Genomic DNA, 19,242 nt, shown 5'->3' with positions numbered 1-19,242 from the left:
CCGTTCAAGGCTCGTCGGATTTGTGCGACCGGTATTCGAGATGCCCGTCGCGCAGCTTCAGGCGCTGCACGCCGGGCAGCCCGATCAGATCGCGATCGTGGCAGGCCATCACCACGGTGCTGCCCTGCTCCAGCAGGGTCGGGATCAGGGCGATCACCTGCTCGCGTGCGACGCCGTCCAGGTTGGCGGTCGGTTCGTCCAGCAGCAGCAGACGCGGTTTCAACACGCGCGCGCGCGCCAGCGCCACGCGCTGCTTTTCGCCGCCGGACAGGCGGGCCGGATCGGTGTGCCGCAGGTAATCCACGCCGGCCCAGGCCATGGCCTCTTCCACCGCCTGCTTCACTGTCGCTTTTGATTCGCCGCGCGCCCGCAGGCCGTAGGCGATGTTGTCGGCGACGCTGGTCGAGAACATGATCGGATGCTGGTGGACGTAGACGATGGCTTCGCGCAGCGCCTTCGGATAGGGGTGCAGGGACACGGCGTGACCATCGAAGAAGACGGACTCCACCTCGGCCGTCTCCAGCCCGCCGAGGATGCGCAGCAGCGTGCTCTTGCCCACGCCATTGGCGCCGGTCAGCACATAGGCGCTGGCGGCGTCCAGCGACAGCTGATCGATGTCGAACAGCAGACGCTCGCCATGGCGCTTGCGCAGGCCGCGCACGGTCAGCAGCACCTTCGCCAGCGCGCTCACGGACGCCCCCCTGCGGTATGCGCCTCGCCCTGCAGCAGCATCAGCGCGCCGTTCATCACCAGGGCCAGCGTCACCAGCACGATGCCCAGCGCGATCCCCTGCGCGAACTCGCCCTTGCTGGTTTCCAGCGCAATGGCCGTGGTGATGGTGCGGGTCTCGCCCTCGATGTTCCCGCCCACCATCAGCGCGCAGCCGACTTCGGAAATGACGCGGCCGAAACCGCTGATCACGGCCGCCATCACGCCGTAGCGCGCCTCGTGCAGCACGGTGGCCAGCACCCGCCAGCGCGAGGCGCCGAGGGCGCGCGCGGTCTCGGCGTAGCGCGGGTCGAGCGCCTGCACCGCCGCCAGCGTGAAGGCCAGCAGCACCGGCAGGCCGACCACGAACTGGCCCGCGATGATGCCGGATTGGGAAAACAGCCATTCCAGCGGACCGAGGGGGCCCCGACGCGACAGCAGCAGGTAGAGCAGCAGGCCGATCAGGACCGTGGGCAGGGAAAGCGCGCACTGGGCCAGCCAGATCGCGATGCGCCGGCCCGGGAAGCGGTGCATGGCGATCGCATAGCCGAGCAGGACCGCGGGCGGCGTGGCCAGCAGCAGGCCGATCGTGCTGGTCTTGATCGAGACCCAGATGATGTGCCAGAGCGCGGCGTCGCCGGAAAACAGCAGCACGAACGCGTGCCGCGTGGCCTCGAACAGGGTCATGCGAACGGCCGGGTCACGAAGGAGCGTGCAAGGGCTGGGGCAGCGGCTGCTCGAACAGCTCGGGCTCGAACACGATCCGTTCCTGGCCCGACAGCAGCAGGAAGTGCCTGCCCGTGCAGCGCGCCAGCAGCGACATGCCGACCTTTTCCGCGACCATGTGGCCCATTTGCGTGGTGCCGGAGCGCGACAGCAGGAAGGGGATGCCCATCTGGGCGCCCTTGATCACCATTTCGGACGTGAGCCGCCCGGTGGTGTAGAAGACCTTGTCTTCGCCGCGCATGCCTTCCAGCCACATCAGGCCGGCGATGGCGTCGACCGCGTTGTGGCGGCCGACATCCTCGACGAAGTACAGCAGCTCGCCGCTGTTCGAGAACAGCGCGCAGCCGTGCACCGAGCCGGCCTGCTTGTAGATCGACTGCTGGGTGCGGATGGTCTCGACGATGCGGTAGATGCCCGACTGGGCCAGGCGGGCATCGGGCGGCAGCGCGATCCGGTCGACCTCGTCCATCAGGCCGCCGAACACCGAGCCCTGGCCGCAGCCGGTGGTGACGACCTTCTTCGCGGTGCGCTCCTCGACGTCGGCAATGCCGTTCCTGGTGACGACCGCCACCGCGTCGACCGACCAGTCGACCTGCACCGACACCACGTCCTCGATGGCGCGCACCAGGCGCTGGTTGCGCAGGTAGCCAAGGGTGAGCGCCTCGGGCGCGCCGCCCAGGGTCATCAGGGTGACGAGCTCGCGCTTGTCGACGTAGACCGTCAGCGGCCGCTCGGCGGGAATCGAGATCGTGGAGCGGCGGCCGCGCTCGTCGATCGACTCGACCTCGTGCGTGAGGTCGGCGCGGGCATCGGACAGCAGGGGGCGGTAGCGGGACAGGTCTGGGCAATTCATGTTGCCAATTGTGCCACGTCCGCCAGAATTTGGCCGCCACCGTAGCTGCCCTGCGGTGCGACCTCCCCGCCCGGGGTAATCCTGACCGCGCAGTACTTGAACTCGGGGATCTTCCCGTAGGGGTCGAGCGCCGCATTCGTCAGGCGGTTGATCGCCGCTTCGTAGTAGCAGAACGGGACGAAGATCGCGCCCACGGGCGAACTGTCGTCGGCGCGCGCCCACAGCACCACTTCGCCGCGGCGCGAGGCGATCGTGATCGCCGAGCCCGGTTCGATGCCGAGCCGCTGCAGGTCGAGCGGGTGCACCAGCGCCACCGGATCGGGTTCGATCGCATCGAGCACGCCGGCGCGCCGGGTCATGCTGCCGGTGTGCCAGTGTTCGAGCTGGCGGCCGGTGATCAGGACCATCGGATAGTCGAGGTCCGGACGCTCGTCGGCCGGGATGATGTCGGCCGGGACGAAGCGCGCGCGGTCCCCGGCGCGCGGGAAGCTGTCCGTGAACACCACCGGCTGGCCGGAGTCGCCTTCGTTGCGGCAGGGGTAGACCACGGCGCCCTCCTGCTCCAGGCGCTCCCAGGTGATGCCGGCAATGCTCGGCATCAGGCGCCGCATCTCGTCGAAGACCTCGGACACGTGGCCGTAGTTCCAGGGCAAGCCGAGCCGGTTCGCCATCTGCTGGATGATCCACAGGTCCTGCTTCGCGTCGCCCGGCGGATCGATCGCCTGGCGGCCCAGCTGCACCAGGCGGTCGGTATTCGTGAAGGTGCCGGTCTTCTCCGGAAAACCGGACGCCGGCAGGATCACGTCCGCGAGGTAGGCCGTCTCGGTGAGAAAAATGTCCTGCACCACCAGGTGTTCGAGCGAGGCCAGGGCCGCGCGCGCGTGGTTCGCGTCCGGATCTGACATGGCCGGGTTCTCGCCCATGATGTACATGCCGCGCACCTGGCCGGCGTCGATCGCCTCCATGATCTCGACCACGGTCAGGCCGGGCTGCGGGTCGAGCGTGGCGGCCCATCCCTGTTCGAACTTCGCGCGCACGGCCGGGTCGTCCACGCGCCCGTAATCGGGCAGCATCATCGGGATCAGGCCGGCATCCGACGCGCCCTGCACGTTGTTCTGCCCGCGCAGCGGATGCAGGCCGGTGCCGGGACGGCCGATCTGGCCGGTCATCAGGGACAGCGCGATCAGGCAGCGCGCGTTGTCGGTGCCGTGCACGTGCTGGGACACGCCCATGCCCCACAGGATCATCGAGCCCTTCGAGGTGGCGTACAGCCGCGCGACCTCGCGGATGGTGGCGGCGTCGATGCCGCAGATCGGCGCCATCGCCTCCGGACTGTAGCCGGCCACGTTCGCCTCCAGCTCCGCGTAGCCGACCGTGCGTTCGGCGATGAAGGCCGGGTCGACCAGCCGCTCGCTGACGATCGTGTGCATCATCGCGTTGAGCAGGGCGACGTCGGTGTCGGGCTTGAACTGCAGGTAGCGGTGCGCGTGGCGCGCCAACTCGGAGCGGCGCGGGTCGAGCACGACCAGCTTCGCGCCGGCCTTCACCGAGTTCTTGATCCAGGTGGCCGCCACCGGATGGTTCACGGTGGGGTTCGCCCCGATCAGGACGATGACCTCGGCCTGCATCACGTCCATCACCGGGTTCGACACCGCGCCCGAGCCGATTCCCTCCAGCAGCGCCGCCACCGATGAGGCGTGGCACAGGCGGGTGCAGTGGTCGACGTTGTTGGTCCGGAAGCCGGTGCGCACCAGCTTCTGGAAAAGATAAGCTTCCTCGTTGCTGCCCTTGGCCGAGCCGAAGCCGGCCAGCGCCGCGCCGCCGTGCTGGTCGCGGATCCGGGCCAGCCCGCCGCCGGCCAGTTCGAGCGCCTCTTCCCAGCTCGCCTCGCGGAACACCTCCAGCACGCGCGACGGGTCCATCGTGAAGTCGCCGGTCTTCGGCATGCCCTCGCGCCGGATCAGGGGCGTCTTCAGGCGGTGCGGATGGTGGGCGTAGTCGAAGCCGTAGCGGCCCTTGACGCACAGGCGGCCATGGTTGGCCGGACCGTCGCGCCCTTTCACTTCGAGGATGCGGTTGTCCTTGACCTTGTAGGTCAGCTGGCAGCCGACGCCGCAGTAGGGACAGACCGAATCGACCTCCTTGTCGGGGACTTCCAGGGCCACGCCGCGCGCCGGCGCCAGCGCTCCGGTCGGGCAGGCCTGCACGCATTCGCCGCAGGCCACGCAGGTCGATGCGCCCAGCGGATCGTCCTGGTCGAACACGATCTTTGCGTCCTGGCCGCGGAAGGCCAGGCCGATCACCTCGTTCACCTGCTCGTCGCGGCAGGCGCGCACGCAGCGCGTGCACTGGATGCAGGCATCGAGGTTGACGGTGATGGCGGCGTGGGTGGCGTCGCGCGCCGGCTGCGGACGCGTGGAGGCGAAGCGCGACTGCGTGACGCCGAGCCTGGCGGACCACTGGCCCAGCTCGTTCTCGCGCGTGTATTCGGAAACACCCGCCGGATCGCCCGCGTCCGACTGCAGCAGCTCGAGCACCATCTTCTGCGCGGCGAGGGCGCGCGGGCTCCCGGTGCTGACCTTCATGCCGGCGGCCGGATGGCGGCAGCACGAGGGCGCCAGCACGCGCTCGCCCGCGATCTCGACCATGCAGGAACGGCAATTGCCGACGGCCTCCATGCCCGGCTTGTAGCACAGGTGGGGAATCTCGACGCCTTCGCGCCGGGCGACCTCGATCAGGGTCTCGCCGGGCAGGGCCTCGACACTGCGGCCGTTCAGTTCAAATGCAATGCGGGGAATATCGGCGTTCATGCTGCCCCCAGTTCATGTGGGAAGTACTTGATCACGCAGTCGACGGGATTCGGCGCCGCCTGGCCCAGGCCGCAGATCGAGGCGTCACGCATTACCTGCGACAAATCGGCGAGCAGGTCCGTGTCCCACCGGGGCTGCTCGATGATCGCCAGCGCCTTGGCCGTGCCGGCACGGCAGGGCGTGCACTGGCCGCAGGACTCGTCCTTGAAGAAGCGCATCGTGTTGCGTGCGGCGGCAACCGCGCTGTCCCGGTGCGACAGCACCACCACCGCCGCCGAGCCGATGAAGCAGCCGTAGGGCTGCAGGGTGTCGAAGTCGAGCGGGATGTCGCCCATTGTGGCCGGCAGGATGCCGCCCGATGCGCCACCCGGCAGGTAGGCATAGAAATCGTGCCCGTCCTGCATGCCGCCGCAATACTCCTCGATCAGCTCGCGCACCGTGATGCCGGCCGGGGCCAGCTTGACGCCCGGTTCGCGCACCCGCCCCGATACCGAGAACGAGCGCAGGCCGCGCCGGCCGTTGCGGCCGTGGCTGGCGAACCAGTCGCCGCCGCGCTCGAGGATCTCGCGCACCCAGTGCAGCGACTCGAAATTGTGTTCCAGCGTGGGCCGCCCGAACAGGCCGATTTGCGCCACATAGGGCGGACGCAGGCGCGGCATGCCGCGCTTGCCTTCGATCGACTCGATCATCGCCGACTCTTCGCCGCAGATATAGGCGCCGGCGCCCCGCCGCAGGTGAATCGCCGGCATGCCCTGCACCGGCGGGTCCGCGTTCAATTTGTCCAGCTCCGCCGCCAGCATCGCGCGGCAGCCGTGGTATTCGTCGCGCAGGTAGACGTAGATGGCGTCGATGCCGACCGCCCAGGCGGCGATCAGGGCGCCCTCCAGGAAGCGGTGCGGGTCGCGCTCGAGGTAGACGCGGTCCTTGAAGGTGCCGGGCTCGCCCTCGTCGATGTTAATCGCCATCAGGCGCGGTCCGGGTTCATTGCGCACGATGCGCCATTTGCGTCCCAGCGGAAAGCCGGCGCCGCCCAGTCCGCGCAGGCCGGACGCCTCCAGGGTGGCGATCACGGTCTCCACATCGTGTTCACCCGCCACGCAGGCGCGCAGCAGGCGGTAGCCGCCGCCGGCGCGGTAGCCCGCGTAGTCGATGTGGCCAGCCACGGCGTCGGCCGTGACGCCGGCGCTCGCCTTTGCCAGCACCGCTTCGGGACTGGCACGCGGCACCGGATGCTGCCCGACCACCACGGCCGGGGCCTGCTCGCAGCGGCCAATGCAGGGGGCGGCCAGCACCCTCGTCTCGCGCCCCAGGATGGCCGGCAGTTTTTCCAGCAGTTCGGCGGCGCCCGCCATCTCGCAGGACAGCCCGGCGCAGACGCGCACCGTGAGCGCGGCAGGCGCAGCCTCGCCCTCGCGCACGACGTCGAAATGGTGGTAGAAGGTGGCGACTTCGAAGACTTCGGCCTGGGCCAGGTTCAGTTCCTGGGCCAGTGCGGCGAGGTGGCCGCTTGCCAGGCAACCGTGGCGGTCCTGGATGGCATGCAGGTATTCGATCAGGAGATCGCGCCGGCGCGGAGCCTCGCCCAGCAGCGCGCGTACATCGGCCAGGGCCTGCGGGTCGACGCGGCGCCCCTTGGGCGCCTCGCGCTTGCGCTGGCGGCTCGGGCCGGCCGGCGCGATCGGGATGACGGGGTGGTTCATTGTCTGCCTCCAGGACGGCAGCCTGGCGCGGGGCCGGCTGCCTTGTCATCATGCTTATAGTTCAAGCATATGCCAGTTTTCCCGTCAGTTCAATGCAAGCGGCATTTCCCCGCCTGCGCGCCCCAGCCTGGAGCCCTAACGCCGCCGCTTCTTCCAGTTGTATTCCGGTCCGGTGACATCCACGCCCGGATGGCCGACCAGGTCCGGGTGCTCGGAACACATGGTCACGAAGCGCACGCCCTCGCCGCTGCGCTGGCGCTTGCGCAGTTCTTCCATGAAGCCCATGGCCTTGACCATTTCGTCGGTGCCGAAGGGCTGCGCGTGCGGCGTGCTTTCCGTTTCCTCGACCATTGTCCAGTACACCATGTACATCGGCTGACTCCTTCTCGGCTGCCCCTCGGTTGCTTCTGGGCTGACTCTTCTGCTTGCCGCCCAAACGGCTTGCCGAACAGGCAAGAATGACACAATTCTGCATGGCGCGGCGCGACAACGTCGCACGATTTAGAGACAGATCAATGTTATTTAGCAGAGGAAACGGATATGAAGATAAAAAGTAGGACTAGTCCGAAATTTCCTCATTATGTTCGCCGTTTCACATAAATGTCTGTCCGACGCCGCTAGGCTTAAGCCTGTCTTCACTAAAGCAGGTAGATCCTCATGAACATCGACAAGCAAATCCAGCCAGATTCCCGGCCAGAGCTGGCGCTTTGGGGCGGACTCGAATGCACCGTCAACCGCGTCCGCGACCAGTACTTCAGCCAGATGGACCGCAACGGCCATGCTGACCGTCTCCAGGACATCGAGCGTTTTGCTTCGCTCGGCATCACCGCCATCCGCTATCCCGTACTGTGGGAACGCACCGCACCGAACGGCATCGAGAGCGCCGACTGGTCCTGGTCCGACGCCCGCCTTCCCGCGCTGCAGCGCCTCGGCGTCACCCCGATCGTCGGCCTGGTGCACCATGGCAGCGGTCCCGAGCACACCAGCCTGGTCGATCCAGCCTTTCCCGAAAAGCTCGCCGAGTACGCCGGCGCGGTAGCCCGTCGCTACCCCTGGGCCGAGTACTACACCCCGGTCAACGAACCCCTGACCACGGCGCGCTTCTCAGGCTTGTATGGCGTGTGGTACCCGCACGGAACGAGTCATGAAACGTTCGTGCGGGCGCTGCTGGTCGAATGCAAGGCTACCGTCCTGTCGATGCGCGCCATCCGCGAGGTCAATCCCGAGGCCAAGCTGGTGCAGACGGACGACCTGTCGAAGACCTACGGCACACCGGAGATGGAACACCTGGTCAACTTCTTCAACGAGCGCCGCTGGCTGTCCTGGGACCTGCTGTGCGGGATGGTCGACGCTGAGCACAAGATGTGGAAGTACCTGATGGACTCCGGCGCCACGGCCGAGGAGGTACTCTGGTTCCGCGACAATCCCTGCCCGCCCGACATCATCGGCGTGAACTACTACGCCACCAGCGAGCGCTGGCTCGACCATCGCCGCGACCGCTATCCGGAAGACCGCTGGGGCGAGTACGACGGCGAGAAGTTCGCCGACATCGAGACGCCGCGCGTGCTGGCCACGCCGACCCCGGGCATCGGCCCGCTGTTGCAGGAAACCTGGGACCGCTACGGCCTGCCGATCGCCGTCACCGAGGCCCACATCGACGCCAACCGCGAAGACCAGATGCGCTGGCTGCTCGAGATCTGGAACGCCGCGAAGAAAGTGCGCCAGTCCGGCGCCGACGTGCGCGCCGTGACCGTCTGGGCCCTGCTCGGCTCCTACGACTGGAACTGCCTGGTCACCGAATGCCGCGGCTACTACGAGCCGGGTCCATTCGACGTGCGCGGCCCGGAACCGCGCCCGACCGCGGTGGCCAACCTGATGCGCGAACTGGCTTCGGGCCGTCCGCTGTCGAACCCCGTGCTGCAGGGCGAAGGCTGGTGGCGCCGTCCCGACCGCTTCCTGTGCAAGCCGGTCGCGACCCGCACCGCCGTGGCTGACATCGCCGTGCGCGGCCAGTTCAAGTCGCAGCACGTGCAGCCGATCCTGATCAGCGGCGCGACCGGCACCCTGGGCTCGGCCTTTGCGCGGCTGTGCAAGAAGCGTAACCTGGCCTGCCACGTGCTGACGCGTCAGGAAATGGACATCACCGATCCGGCCTCGGTCGAAGCGGCGATCCAGCGCTTCAAGCCCTGGGCCATCATCAACGCCGGTGGCTATGTGCGCGTCGACGATGCCGAGACCGACAGCGAAGCCTGCATGTCCGCCAACACCCACGGCCCGACCGTGCTGGCCCTGGCCTGCATCCGCCACGCGATCCGCTTCGTGACCTTCTCGAGCGACCTGGTGTTCGACGGCGGCAAGGACACGCCGTACGTCGAGTCCGATCCGGTCGCGCCGCTTGGCGTGTATGGACGCAGCAAGGCCGAGGCCGAGCGCCGCGTGCTGGAAGCCGACCCGCAGGCGCTGGTGATCCGCACCAGCTCCTTCTTCGGCCCCTGGGACCGCCATAACTTCGTGACCCAGGCGCTGGGTGCCCTGCGCTCGGGCCAGTCGTTCACGGCCTCGAACGACCTGGTGGTCTCGCCGACCTATGTCCCCGACCTGGTGAACGCCACCCTCGACCTGATGATCGACCGCGAACGCGGCATCTGGCACCTGACCAACGGCGAGGCCGTGACCTGGGCCGAACTGGCGCGCAAGGCCTGCGAAGTGGCCGGCGTCGACGCCAGCCGCCTGGTCGAACGTCCGGCGGCCGAATCGGGCTACGTGGCGGCGCGCCCGAGCTATTCGGCCCTGGGCAGCGAGCGCGGCCTGCTGCTGCCCTCGCTCGACGACGCCCTGGCGCGCTACCTCAAGGCGCTCGAGGAGCACGCCAGCGACGACGGTGAAGTCGCTGGCGAGGCTGCGCACTACGCCAGCTGACGCGGCCTGAGGCACCTGCCGCCGCCCCGCGCGCCACGCGCCGGGCGGCGGCTTTCTTTTGCAGCGCCGCCGCGAGCAGCGGCGCTCCGCACGCCGCCCGGTCGATCGGGTAACATTCAGCCTGTGCCGGCATCGCCCGGTCATTCAGCATCCTTACAGGCTTACCTTGAAAATACTTGTCATCAGTCTTCCGAAGAGCGTCGAGCGGCGCGCCCGCGCGGCGCAGAAACTCGGCGAGCGCCATCTCCCCTTCGAATTCATCGACGCCGTCGACGGCCGGGTCGACAAGCACCCCTACCTCCAGCACTACGACGAAAAAAGCTTCCTGGTGCACCGGCGCCGCCGCGCCGCGCCGGGCGAGCTGGGCTGCTATGTCAGCCACCTGCTGGCCTGGGAGCGCTGCATCGCGCTGAACGAGCCGGTGGTGGTGCTGGAAGACGACTTCGAGCTCACGCCCGACTTCGAAGGCGGCGTGGACTACGTCGCGCGGTTCGCCGACCAGGTCTCGTTCGTGCGCCTGGAACCGCTGGAAAAGCACACGGTGCTAACCTCGGACAAGGGCGAGCGTTTCAGCCTGGTCAAGCAGCTCGATGTCGGCATGTGCATGACCGGCTACGTGATCACCCCGCGCGGCGCGCGGCGCCTGCTGGAGCATGCCCGCACGATCCGGGCGCCGATCGACCTGTTCCTGAAGTACACCTTCGACCACGGGGAACTGATCCATGCGGTGGTGCCGCACGGGGTCTATCCGACCCACGCCGATTCCGTGATCGGCATCGATGTGCGCAACCAGCGCGAGAAGGGCTTCGTGCTGGGCTTGCAGCGGTTTGTATATAAAACGTTTTATCGTTTTGCGAATCTGTTCACCAACCTGGCGAACGGGTTGCGCAAGTTCTAAGGCCGGCGCTGGCCGTTCTTGCGTCATGGTGGGCACGGGGGCGCCCACCCTACGGATCAGCATCGGTTGCAGGTCGGTCTGTCGTAGGGTGGGTGCCCCGTGCCCACCTTGCATCTCGGGTCAACAAAAGAAAACGCCTCCGTTGCGCGATGCAACCGGAGGCGTTTCTGTTTGACCGTTCCCGACTGTCGTCAGGCGTTGGTGGCGGCGGCAAATTGCAGGCGGTACAAATTCGCATACATGCCGTTGGCCGCCAGCAGTTCCTCATGCGTGCCCTGTTCGACGATGCGACCCGCTTCCATGACGACGATGCGGTCGGCCCGTTCGATGGTCGACAGGCGGTGCGCGATCACCAGCGTGGTGCGGCCCGCCATCAGGGTGTCGAGCGCGGCCTGGACCGCGCGTTCGGATTCGTTGTCAAGCGCGGAGGTCGCCTCGTCCAGGATCAGCACCGGCGCATCCTTGTAGATCGCGCGCGCGATCGCCACACGCTGGCGCTGGCCGCCCGACAGGCGCATGCCGTTCTCGCCGATCTTCGCCTCCACGCCTTCCGGCAGCTTCGCCACCACGTCGGTCAGGTGGGCGGCCTTGATCGCCGCCGCCAGGCGTTCGTAGTCGATGTCGTCGGCGCCGTAGGCGATGTTGGCCGCCAGCGTGTCGTCGAACAGCACCACGTTCTGGCTCACCATGGCGAGCTGCTGGCGCAGACTGGCCATGGTCAGCTCTTCATACGGAATGCCATCGAGCAGGATGCGCCCGCCCTGCGGATCGTAGAAGCGCGTCACCAGATTCACAAAGGTCGACTTGCCGCCGCCCGAGACCCCGACCAGGGCGACCGTCTGCCCCGGCTGCACGTCGAGCGTGATGTCGGACAGGGCCGGCGCCCCTGCTCCCGGATAGGTGAAGCTCACGTGTTCGAAACGCAGGTGCCCCTGGGCGCGCTCGAGGGTGCGGGTGCCGGGGTCGTGCTCGACCGGGGCGTCGATGATCGAGAACACGGTCTCTGCGGCGGCGATCCCGCGCTGCATCGGGCCGTTCACCTCGGCCAGGGACTTGAGCGGCGTGAGCAGCATCAGCATCATGGTGGTGAAGTTGGTGAATTCGCCGACCGTCATGTCGGACTGGATCGCCATCACGATCACCACCGACACCGCCACCGCGGTGGCGACCTGCGTGATCGGCGTGGTGGCGGCAAAGGCCACCGTCATGCGCTGCGAGAAGCCGCGCATGGCTTCGCTGCGCCGCTCGAAACGGCGGCGCTCGTAGCTTTCGCCCGCGAACACGCGGATCACCTGGTGGCCGCGCGTGGCTTCCTCGACCACCTGGGTCATCTCCGCGGTGACGCGCTGGTTCTCGCGGTTCAGGCGGCGCAGGCGGCCGGTGGTGGTGCGCACGATCACGGCAGTGAGCGGCACCACCACCATCGCGATCAGGGTCAGGCGCCAGTTCAGGTAGAGCAGCGCGCCGAGCAGGCCGAGCACCACCAGCACGTCGCGCACATAGGCGACGAAGACCGAATTGATCATGTCGACCACTTGGCGCACGTCGCCGATCACGGTGTTGATGATCTTGCCGGTCGACTCCTCGTGGAAGCGCGCCACCGGCAGGCGCAGCACGCGCGAGAAGGCCATGCGGCGCAGGTCGTTGAGCACGCGGCTCAGGACCCAATTGTTCAGGTAGGCGGTGGAGAAGGTGAACACGCCGCGCAGCGCGAAGATCGAGATCAGGATGCCGGGAACGAGCCACAGGCTGAACTCGACCTTGTTCGGGCCGAAGCCCTTGTCGAGCAGCAGTTCGAGCGCCTTGGCCAGCAGCGGCTGGGTAGCGGCGGTGCCGGCCATCGCGAACAGCGCCAGGAAGGCGCGCGAGCGATACGGCTTGATGATCGCCAGCAGGCGTTTGACGATGGTGCTAGTTTCCAAATTTTTCTTTCTGGTTCAGGCAAAGGCCCATGAGGACGAAGATCATGAGCGCGTAGAACATGCTGGGCTTTACCGACCAGAACATCGTGTCGGTCAGACTGAAGCCGAAGTAGCTCAGCGGTATCAGCATGCCGGCCAGCGCGAGCGCATTCCGGGCATGGTCATGGCCGGCGGCCTGCCTGGCCTCGCGCGCGAAGAACAGGAACGGCGCGAGCAGGATGCCGATCCATGCCAGCAGGCCGGGAATACCGCCGCCAACCAGCGCGTCCAGCGCATCGTTGTGCAGGTGCAGCGGCGCCAGCGCCACCGGATCGAGGCGGCCCTCGGCGACATATTCCTTCATGCGGGCATGCGCGCGCGCGGGGTCGCGCCCGAACAGGGGCCGCTCCGCGATCAGCATGCCGGCGCCCTTCCATAGCTCGAGCCGGATTCCCACGTTCGTGAACTTGTCGCCGCCATTGTTCCAGGCACGCACGTCGCTGATCCCCTGCGCTACCCGCTCCTGCATGCCGCTGGACGGAATGAAGTACAGCGACACGCCCAGCGCCAGGCCAGCGAACAACAGCGCGCGCATGCGCGTGCTGCGCATGATGAAGACGTGACGCCCGACCAGCAGGGCTGCCAGGCCGAGCGCCACCCAGGCGCCGCGGGTCGCGCTGATGAACGAAGCAAGCACGCCGGCAAGCGCCCCGAGCGCCAGCCACAGGATCTGGTTCCGGCGCTGGCTGACATCGATCGCAGCCGCCAGCGCGACAAGGCTCAGGCACACGGCCATGTCGCCGAAGGTGACCGCATTGGTCAGCCCCCCAGGCCGCTCGATGCCGAGGACGATACGCTGGTAACCCACCAGCAGGAAGGCGCCCACAGCGCCGACGGCGGCGCCCCAGTACAGCGCACGGCGCGGCGGCGCCGTCGCCAGCACCACCATGAGCGCGCTGACGGCGCAGAACATGCGCAGCGGCTTCTCGACGCTGTTGAGCGGCTGCTCGGGTCGCAAAGCGAAAAAGGCCAGCGTCACGGCAAAGTTGAAAGCGAAGGCCAGCACGACCCAGCGCACGGCCGGCCAATGGCGCGCCAGTGCCTGCCGGCCGTCGCGCCAGACCAAAGGCAGTGCCAGCACGAAGAGGAAGCTCCCGAGGCCAATGCCAAACGTGGTGATGAGGCTGAGGGCGGGTATCAGGAAGACCAGGGCGCCAGCCCATGGCAGCGATGAGGCCAATCGGGTCGCTTGCGTATTTTTACTCATCACAGCGTGGAGATTATTCATGCTCGACAATACAACTTGATTGACACCATCTGCCGGAGCCCGAACCGGACGACCCGACGGATCTGCTGATGGACAGGACGACAAGAAATCCGGCCATTATCGCCCATGGTGCCATAGCTGCCAACACAAGTGGCCGCGTACGCTGGCGGCCCGCTCCGCCGCGGACAGCGAAGGGCTGCGATGCGTGGAACCCGGGCCCGGCCGGGATCGGCGCCTGCGCCAGCGCGTCTTCAGTACTCGACCGCCACGTCCTTCGCGCCCAGGTTCAGCTCGAGCGCGTGCTTGAGCGCGTCCGACGGCGCCACGCGCCATTCGTCGCCCAGCTGCAGCGTGCACTCGATGCCCTGCGGTTTCACGCGCAGGCTGACCGGCAGGCCGTCCGGGTTGCGGTAAGGCGTCAGTATCTCGGCCATCTTTGCCGGACTGATCGTGCATTCGATGTCCATCTCCAGCTTGTGGCCGTAGTGGATGCGCGCGGCGGCGATGTCGAACACCTTCTCGGCCGTGATGCGCAGGCCGCCGTTGAAGCGGTCCTCCGACACCTTGCCCACCACCAGCAGGAATTCGTCTTCCTTGAAGATGTTCTTGTGGGCCTCGAGCAGCTCGTTATAGATCGTCACCTCGACCACGCCGGTCTTGTCGTCCAGCGCCACGATCAGGATCTTGCCGCGCTGGGTCATCTGGGTGCGCACGCCCGTGATCACGCCGCACAGCATGCGCGGTTCGCGCGAAGGCTCCAGGTCCTTCAGCTTGGTCTTGGCGAAGCGCCGCACTTCCTGGGCATACGAGTCGAACATGTGGCCCGACAGGTAGTAGCCGAGCGCGATCTTTTCCTCGGCCAGTTTCTGGCGGTCGGTCCAGGGCGTGGCCTTCACGTAGTCGGGCGGTGCGATCAGGTCGGAATCGTCGCCGCCGAACAGGCTGACCTGGTTGGCGGCGGCGGCGGCCTGCCCCGCCGCTTCCATCGCAAAGGCGACCGAGGCGAGCAGCACGGCGCGGTCGACGCCGAAAGCGTCCATCGCGCCGGCGCGGATCAGGGACTCGATGGTGCGGCGGTTGATCTGCTTCTTGTCCACGCGCTTGCAGAAGTCGAACAGGTCCTTGAACTTGCCGCCTTCTTCGCGCGCCGCGATGATCGCCTCGATCGCGCCCTGGCCGGCGCCCTTCACGCCGCCCAGGCCGTAGCGGATGTTCGAGACCTGTTTGCCGGTCACCGAGCGCGGCTGGCCTTCCGGCGTGAAGCGGAACTGCGATTCGTTCACGTCCGGCGGCAGGATGGTCAGCTTGCAGACGTCGATCGCATCCTCGACCAGGATCTTGATCTTGTCGGTGTCTTCCATGGCCAGCGACATGTTGGCTGCCATGAACGCGGCGGTATGGTGAACCTTCAGGTAGGCCGTGTGGTAGGACAGCAGCGCATACGCGGCCGCGTGCGACTTGTTGAAGCCATAGCCCGCGAACTTCTCCATCAGGTCGAAGATCTCGTCGGCCTTTTCCTGCGACAGGCCATCCTTGGCCGCGCCGGCGCGGAAGATCTCGCGGTGCTGGGCCATCTCTTCCGGCTTCTTTTTACCCATCGCGCGGCGCAGCATGTCCGCGCCGCCCAGCGAATAGCCGCCGACGATCTGCGCCATCTGCATGACCTGCTCCTGGTAGACCATGATGCCGTAGGTCTCGGACAGGATCGACTCGGTGCGCGGGTCCGGGTAATCGAACTTCTCGCCGTGCTTGCGCTTGCAGAAGTCGGGGATCAGGTCCATCGGGCCCGGGCGATACAAGGCGACGAGCGCGATGATGTCCTCGAAGCGGTCGGGACGGGCATCCTTCAGCATGCCCTGCATGCCGCGCGATTCCAGCTGGAAGATGGCGACGGTCTTCGCTTCGGTCAGCAGTTTATAAGAGGGCCGGTCGTTCAGCGGCAGCGACTCCAGGTTGAAGTCGGCGTCCGCCGGATCGAGCGCGCGGATGTAGTTCACCGCACGGTCGAGGATGGTCAGCGTGGTCAGGCCCAGGAAGTCGAACTTCACGAGGCCGACGGCTTCGACGTCGTCCTTGTCGTACTGCGAGACCACACCGGCGTCGCCGCCCTGGGTGTAGAGCGGGCAGAAGTCGGTCAGTTTGCCCGGTGCGATCAGGACGCCGCCGGCGTGCATGCCGATGCCGCGGGTAATGCCCTCGACCTGCTGGGCCAGGTCGAGCAGCTGCTTGACCTCTTCCTCGTTCTCGAGGCGTTCCTTGAGCAGCGGTTCCTCTTCGATGGCTTCGGCGATCGACACCGGCTTGCCCGGTTTGAACGGAATGAGTTTCGAGATGCCGTCGCAGAAGTTGTAGCCGAAGTCGAGCACGCGGCCGACGTCGCGGATCGCGCCTTTTGCCGCCATGGTGCCGAAGGTGGCGATCTGCGAGACCGCGTCGCGGCCGTACAGGTCCTTCACGTGCTGGATGACCAGTTCTCGCTTTTCCTGGCAGAAGTCGATGTCGAAGTCGGGCATCGAGACGCGTTCCGGGTTCAGGAAGCGCTCGAACAGCAGGTTATATTTAAGTGGATCGAGGTCCGTGATCTTCAGCGCATACGCGACCAGCGAGCCCGCACCCGAGCCGCGGCCCGGACCGATCGGCACGCCGTTGTTCTTGCCCCACTGGATGAACTCCGCAACGATCAGGAAGTAGCCCGGGAACTTCATCTTGATGATGGTCTGGTTCTCGAACTCCAGGCGCGCATCGTAGCGCGGACGCTCCTTCTCGCGCACGGCCGGATCGGGGAAGAGCTGCAGCAGGCGCTCTTCCAGGCCCTTTTTCGTTTCGGCGACCAGGAAGTCGTCGATGGTCATGCCCGGCGGCGTCGGGAAGTCCGGCAACTGGGGCTTGCCCAGCGTGAGGGTGACGTTGCAGCGCTTGGCGATCTCGACCGAGTTGGCCAGCGCCCCCGGCAGGTCCTTGAAGAGTTCGGCCATCTCGGCCTGGGACTTGAAGCACATCTCTTCGTTGAAGCGGCGCACGCGCTTGGCGTTGGCCAGCATCTCGCCTTCGGCGATACAGGTACGCGCCTCGTGGGCGATGAATTCCTCCTTCCTGAGGAACTGCACCGGATGGGTCGCCACCACCGGCAGGCCCAGGCGCGAGGCCAGCGCCACCGAATGGCGCACCTGCTGCTCCTGGTTGGCCTGGCCGGCGCGCTGGATCTCGATGTAGAAGTGGCCCGGGAAGATGCGCGACCAGCGCTCGGCGGCCTTCTCGGCCTTCGCCAGGTCGCCGTTCTCGATGGCCTGGCCGATGTCGCCGAAGTGCGCACCCGAGAGCACGATCAGGGCGTTGGCCTGGTCGACGTCGGGCTCGAGCGTGGAGACGGAAGTGGCAAGCGCTTCGAGCCACTCGACGCGGATCTCGGCGCGGCCCTTGTACTGGTTGGTCAGCCAGGCTTTCGACAGCAGTTCGCACAGCTGCAGGTAGCCCGTGTGGTTCTTCGCCAGGATCAAGAGGCGATGCGGCTTGTCGCGGTTGTCGTCGTTGGTGATCCAGGCGTCGACGCCGACGATGGGCTTGATCCCCTTCCCGCGCGCCGCCTTGTAGAAGCGCACCATGCAGAACATGTTGGCCAGGTCGGTGACGGCCAGCGCCGGCTGCTGGTCCTTGGCGGCGGCGCCCACCAGTTCGTCGATGCGCACGAGGCCGTCGACGATGGAGTATTCGGAGTGGACGCGAAGGTGGGTGAAGATCGGGGAAGTCATCCCGTCATTTTACCGCGTCGCGAACCCGGCGGCACGATGCCCAACGCTTCCCGCGGCCTGCGTACGGGGAACGACAGTTGCATGAATACAACCATCAATACGCACGAGCACCGGCTGCTTGCATGTCCGGCAATCCCATGCGTGGCCAGAAGCCACATCCATTCACGACAGGGCAGGCATGCCCCTCGACGGGAGCCGGCTGGCGCCGCCAAACGAACAACAGCCCGGCAAGCCGGGCTGTCGAGCGCAACGCAATGGCGCTCAGGCGCGTTTGCGGCGGCTGGCCAGGCCCAGGCCGGCCATGGCCAGGCCCATCAGCGCCAGGCTGCCCGGTTCCGGCACCTGGCTGACACGGATGTCGTCCACGCGCAGGCTCACTTTGTTGTCGATGTTCACGGTGCGCAGGCCGATGCTGCCGACGGTCTTGATCTTGCTGGTGCCGCTGGCCTTCATGTCGGCGCCGGTCAGGCCGCGCATTTCGTCGGCGGTCGGGTTGAGCCAGGCGTCGAAGCGGTTGTAGTAGGCCGAACCGTCAGCCTTGTACAGGTGGCCGAACAGGCGGTAGGTGGTGTTGGCGTTCAGGTTGCTGCCCAGCAGGAAGGAACCATCGGTGCCGATCGTGCGCACGTACAGGTCATCGGTGCACTTGCCGTTGCCGCAATTGGCCTTCAGGCCGAAGCTCGGGCCGGTCGAATCGCCCAGCCACAGGCCCAGGAAGTCGTTGTCGCCAAGCGTGCCGCTGTACGAGAACGAGAAATCGATGAACACGTCGCCACTCTGGGCATTGCTCAGGTTCCAGTACGCTGCGCGGTCGGAATTGGTCTTGATGGTCAGCGCCTTGTCGACGACCAGCGGCTTGTTCTTGTCCTTGAGATCGGTGGCCCAGCCGGCCTTGAAGCCGGTGCTGGCGCCATCGAAGCTTTCCTGGGCAACGATGATGCCGGCATGTGCGTTGGCGCCGAAGGCGAGCAGGAGGGAGCTGGCAATGAGAGAAATTTTTTTCATAGTAGGAAGTAAGGGTGGAAAACGCATCTTTCCAGCAAGCACGAATCATGCCATAAAGAAAATTCTCAAACAAAACAAGTATTTACAAAAAGAACCTCCAAACGGCGCTTGCCTAGTGTAAAAAAATCCGACAGTTTCCGGCCCGGCGCCTGGTCGGTCCTTTTCCGATGAACGGCCTGCAGCCCCCCATGCGCAGGCAGGGCCTGCTGTGCCGCTGGCGGAGCTCGACGCCAGCGCCGGCTGCCGGTCCCTGGCGGCGGCGCTCACCAGGATGCGGTTGTCGACTTGTAATGCCGCTCCCTCATCCGGGCATGGTACGGGGGATATAATATTGCCTATCCAAGGATCTATTTTTAGCAGTCATGCAATTGAAAAAACAGCTGCGCCAGCTTGTTTCCGCCGCACTCAGGACGCCACGCGCCGCCGCAATCAAGGGGCTCAAGGACGGCCTGCGCCGCGCCAAGAGCAGCAATCTGGCGCGCAGGATCGTCTTGCCGGTACTGTACCGCTACCCGCAATTCTGGGGGATGCTGCGCCGCCTGGCGGAGGGCAAGCTGACCAGCCCCGCACTGTCGAATACCGTCCTTGCGCCGGACTGGTCAGGTCCCCTTCCGCTGGATTTCGCCCGCATGCCGGTGTCGGCACGCAAGGTGCTGCTCGATCTGGCGCGCCCGGACAGCGCCACGCCACATCGCTAAGCCGAGCG

The 19,242-nt window shown here is 66.6% G+C and carries 13 protein-coding genes; 3 read left to right on the top strand and 10 right to left on the bottom strand.

The genetic code is table 11. The annotated features are described in order from the left end of the window. Positions 1 to 4 precede the first annotated feature (4 nt). The 6 genes from ACSUZJ_RS05050 to ACSUZJ_RS05025 all read right to left on the bottom strand — a co-directional run bounded on the left by ACSUZJ_RS05050 (position 5) and on the right by ACSUZJ_RS05025 (position 7,169). Positions 5 to 691: an energy-coupling factor ABC transporter ATP-binding protein gene (locus ACSUZJ_RS05050; RefSeq protein ID WP_499413891.1), complete on the bottom strand. Its 687-nt coding sequence runs from the start codon at positions 689 to 691 to the stop codon at positions 5 to 7. After that, on the bottom strand, positions 688 to 1,395 hold the full coding sequence (locus ACSUZJ_RS05045; protein ID WP_499413889.1) for an ABC transporter permease: 708 nt from the start codon (positions 1,393 to 1,395) through the stop codon (positions 688 to 690). The genes ACSUZJ_RS05050 and ACSUZJ_RS05045 overlap by 4 nt, the downstream gene beginning before the upstream one ends. Before the next feature lie 13 nt (positions 1,396 to 1,408). Continuing rightward, on the bottom strand, positions 1,409 to 2,287 hold the full coding sequence (locus ACSUZJ_RS05040; protein ID WP_499413887.1) for a formate dehydrogenase accessory sulfurtransferase FdhD: 879 nt from the start codon (positions 2,285 to 2,287) through the stop codon (positions 1,409 to 1,411). Then, positions 2,284 to 5,097, bottom strand: a complete 2,814-nt coding sequence (fdhF, locus tag ACSUZJ_RS05035) for a formate dehydrogenase subunit alpha (RefSeq protein ID WP_499413885.1) — start codon at positions 5,095 to 5,097, stop codon at positions 2,284 to 2,286. Before fdhF ends, ACSUZJ_RS05040 begins: the two co-directional genes overlap by 4 nt. Beyond that, positions 5,094 to 6,797 carry an NADH-ubiquinone oxidoreductase-F iron-sulfur binding region domain-containing protein gene (locus tag ACSUZJ_RS05030; RefSeq protein WP_499413883.1) on the bottom strand — a complete coding sequence of 568 codons (1,704 nt, stop codon included), beginning with the start codon at positions 6,795 to 6,797 and terminating at the stop codon, positions 5,094 to 5,096. The genes fdhF and ACSUZJ_RS05030 overlap by 4 nt, the downstream gene beginning before the upstream one ends. A gap of 135 nt (positions 6,798 to 6,932) precedes the next feature. After that, positions 6,933 to 7,169: a hypothetical protein gene (locus ACSUZJ_RS05025; protein WP_499413881.1), complete on the bottom strand. Its 237-nt coding sequence runs from the start codon at positions 7,167 to 7,169 to the stop codon at positions 6,933 to 6,935. Between the two features lie 285 nt (positions 7,170 to 7,454). On the opposite strand from ACSUZJ_RS05025, the gene ACSUZJ_RS05020 reads away from it, so the two are divergent. Together ACSUZJ_RS05020 and ACSUZJ_RS05015 are read left to right on the top strand one after the other, a co-directional pair. Beyond that, positions 7,455 to 9,716 carry a family 1 glycosylhydrolase gene (locus ACSUZJ_RS05020; protein ID WP_499413879.1) on the top strand — a complete coding sequence of 754 codons (2,262 nt, stop codon included), beginning with the start codon at positions 7,455 to 7,457 and terminating at the stop codon, positions 9,714 to 9,716. 166 nt (positions 9,717 to 9,882) lie between these two features. Next, positions 9,883 to 10,614 (top strand): glycosyltransferase family 25 protein, encoded by a 732-nt coding sequence (locus ACSUZJ_RS05015; RefSeq protein ID WP_499413877.1) that lies wholly within the window; start codon positions 9,883 to 9,885, stop codon positions 10,612 to 10,614. A gap of 191 nt (positions 10,615 to 10,805) precedes the next feature. Here ACSUZJ_RS05015 and msbA read toward each other — a convergent pair whose 3' ends face one another. The 4 genes from msbA to ACSUZJ_RS04995 all read right to left on the bottom strand — a co-directional run bounded on the left by msbA (position 10,806) and on the right by ACSUZJ_RS04995 (position 18,536). Continuing rightward, positions 10,806 to 12,536, bottom strand: a complete 1,731-nt coding sequence (gene msbA / locus ACSUZJ_RS05010; RefSeq protein ID WP_499413875.1) for a lipid A export permease/ATP-binding protein MsbA — start codon at positions 12,534 to 12,536, stop codon at positions 10,806 to 10,808. After that, positions 12,526 to 13,755, bottom strand: coding sequence for an O-antigen ligase family protein (locus ACSUZJ_RS05005; protein WP_499413873.1), 1,230 nt, complete (start codon positions 13,753 to 13,755; stop codon positions 12,526 to 12,528). Before ACSUZJ_RS05005 ends, msbA begins: the two co-directional genes overlap by 11 nt. Positions 13,756 to 14,033: 278 nt before the next feature. Then, positions 14,034 to 17,531, bottom strand: coding sequence for a DNA polymerase III subunit alpha (dnaE, locus tag ACSUZJ_RS05000; protein WP_499413871.1), 3,498 nt, complete (start codon positions 17,529 to 17,531; stop codon positions 14,034 to 14,036). A 261-nt stretch (positions 17,532 to 17,792) separates the two neighbouring features. Beyond that, positions 17,793 to 18,536 carry a PEP-CTERM sorting domain-containing protein gene (locus ACSUZJ_RS04995; protein WP_499413869.1) on the bottom strand — a complete coding sequence of 248 codons (744 nt, stop codon included), beginning with the start codon at positions 18,534 to 18,536 and terminating at the stop codon, positions 17,793 to 17,795. A 362-nt stretch (positions 18,537 to 18,898) separates the two neighbouring features. Here ACSUZJ_RS04995 and ACSUZJ_RS04990 point away from each other — a divergent pair, with 362 nt between their 5' ends. After that, complete coding sequence (locus ACSUZJ_RS04990; RefSeq protein ID WP_499413867.1) at positions 18,899 to 19,234, top strand: hypothetical protein; 336 nt, start codon at positions 18,899 to 18,901, stop codon at positions 19,232 to 19,234. Positions 19,235 to 19,242: the final 8 nt, after the last annotated feature.

The sequence above is a fragment of the Telluria sp. B2 genome (assembly GCF_051789535.1).
GTDB lineage: Bacteria > Pseudomonadota > Gammaproteobacteria > Burkholderiales > Burkholderiaceae_D > Telluria.
This window is presented reverse-complemented; position numbering and strand designations above follow the sequence as displayed.

What these genes read in the sequence shown, in the direction of transcription:
- ACSUZJ_RS05020 (WP_499413879.1), top strand. Translation starts at nt 7,455, where the DNA reads ATGAACATCGACAAGCAAATCCAGCCAGATTCCCGGCCAGAGCTGGCG.
- ACSUZJ_RS05040 (WP_499413887.1), bottom strand. Translation starts at nt 2,287, where the DNA reads ATGAATTGCCCAGACCTGTCCCGCTACCGCCCCCTGCTGTCCGATGCC.
- fdhF (WP_499413885.1), bottom strand. Translation starts at nt 5,097, where the DNA reads ATGAACGCCGATATTCCCCGCATTGCATTTGAACTGAACGGCCGCAGT.
- ACSUZJ_RS04990 (WP_499413867.1), top strand. Translation starts at nt 18,899, where the DNA reads ATGCAATTGAAAAAACAGCTGCGCCAGCTTGTTTCCGCCGCACTCAGG.
- ACSUZJ_RS04995 (WP_499413869.1), bottom strand. Translation starts at nt 18,536, where the DNA reads ATGAAAAAAATTTCTCTCATTGCCAGCTCCCTCCTGCTCGCCTTCGGC.
- ACSUZJ_RS05025 (WP_499413881.1), bottom strand. Translation starts at nt 7,169, where the DNA reads ATGTACATGGTGTACTGGACAATGGTCGAGGAAACGGAAAGCACGCCG.
- dnaE (WP_499413871.1), bottom strand. Translation starts at nt 17,531, where the DNA reads ATGACTTCCCCGATCTTCACCCACCTTCGCGTCCACTCCGAATACTCC.
- ACSUZJ_RS05045 (WP_499413889.1), bottom strand. Translation starts at nt 1,395, where the DNA reads ATGACCCTGTTCGAGGCCACGCGGCACGCGTTCGTGCTGCTGTTTTCC.
- ACSUZJ_RS05030 (WP_499413883.1), bottom strand. Translation starts at nt 6,797, where the DNA reads ATGAACCACCCCGTCATCCCGATCGCGCCGGCCGGCCCGAGCCGCCAG.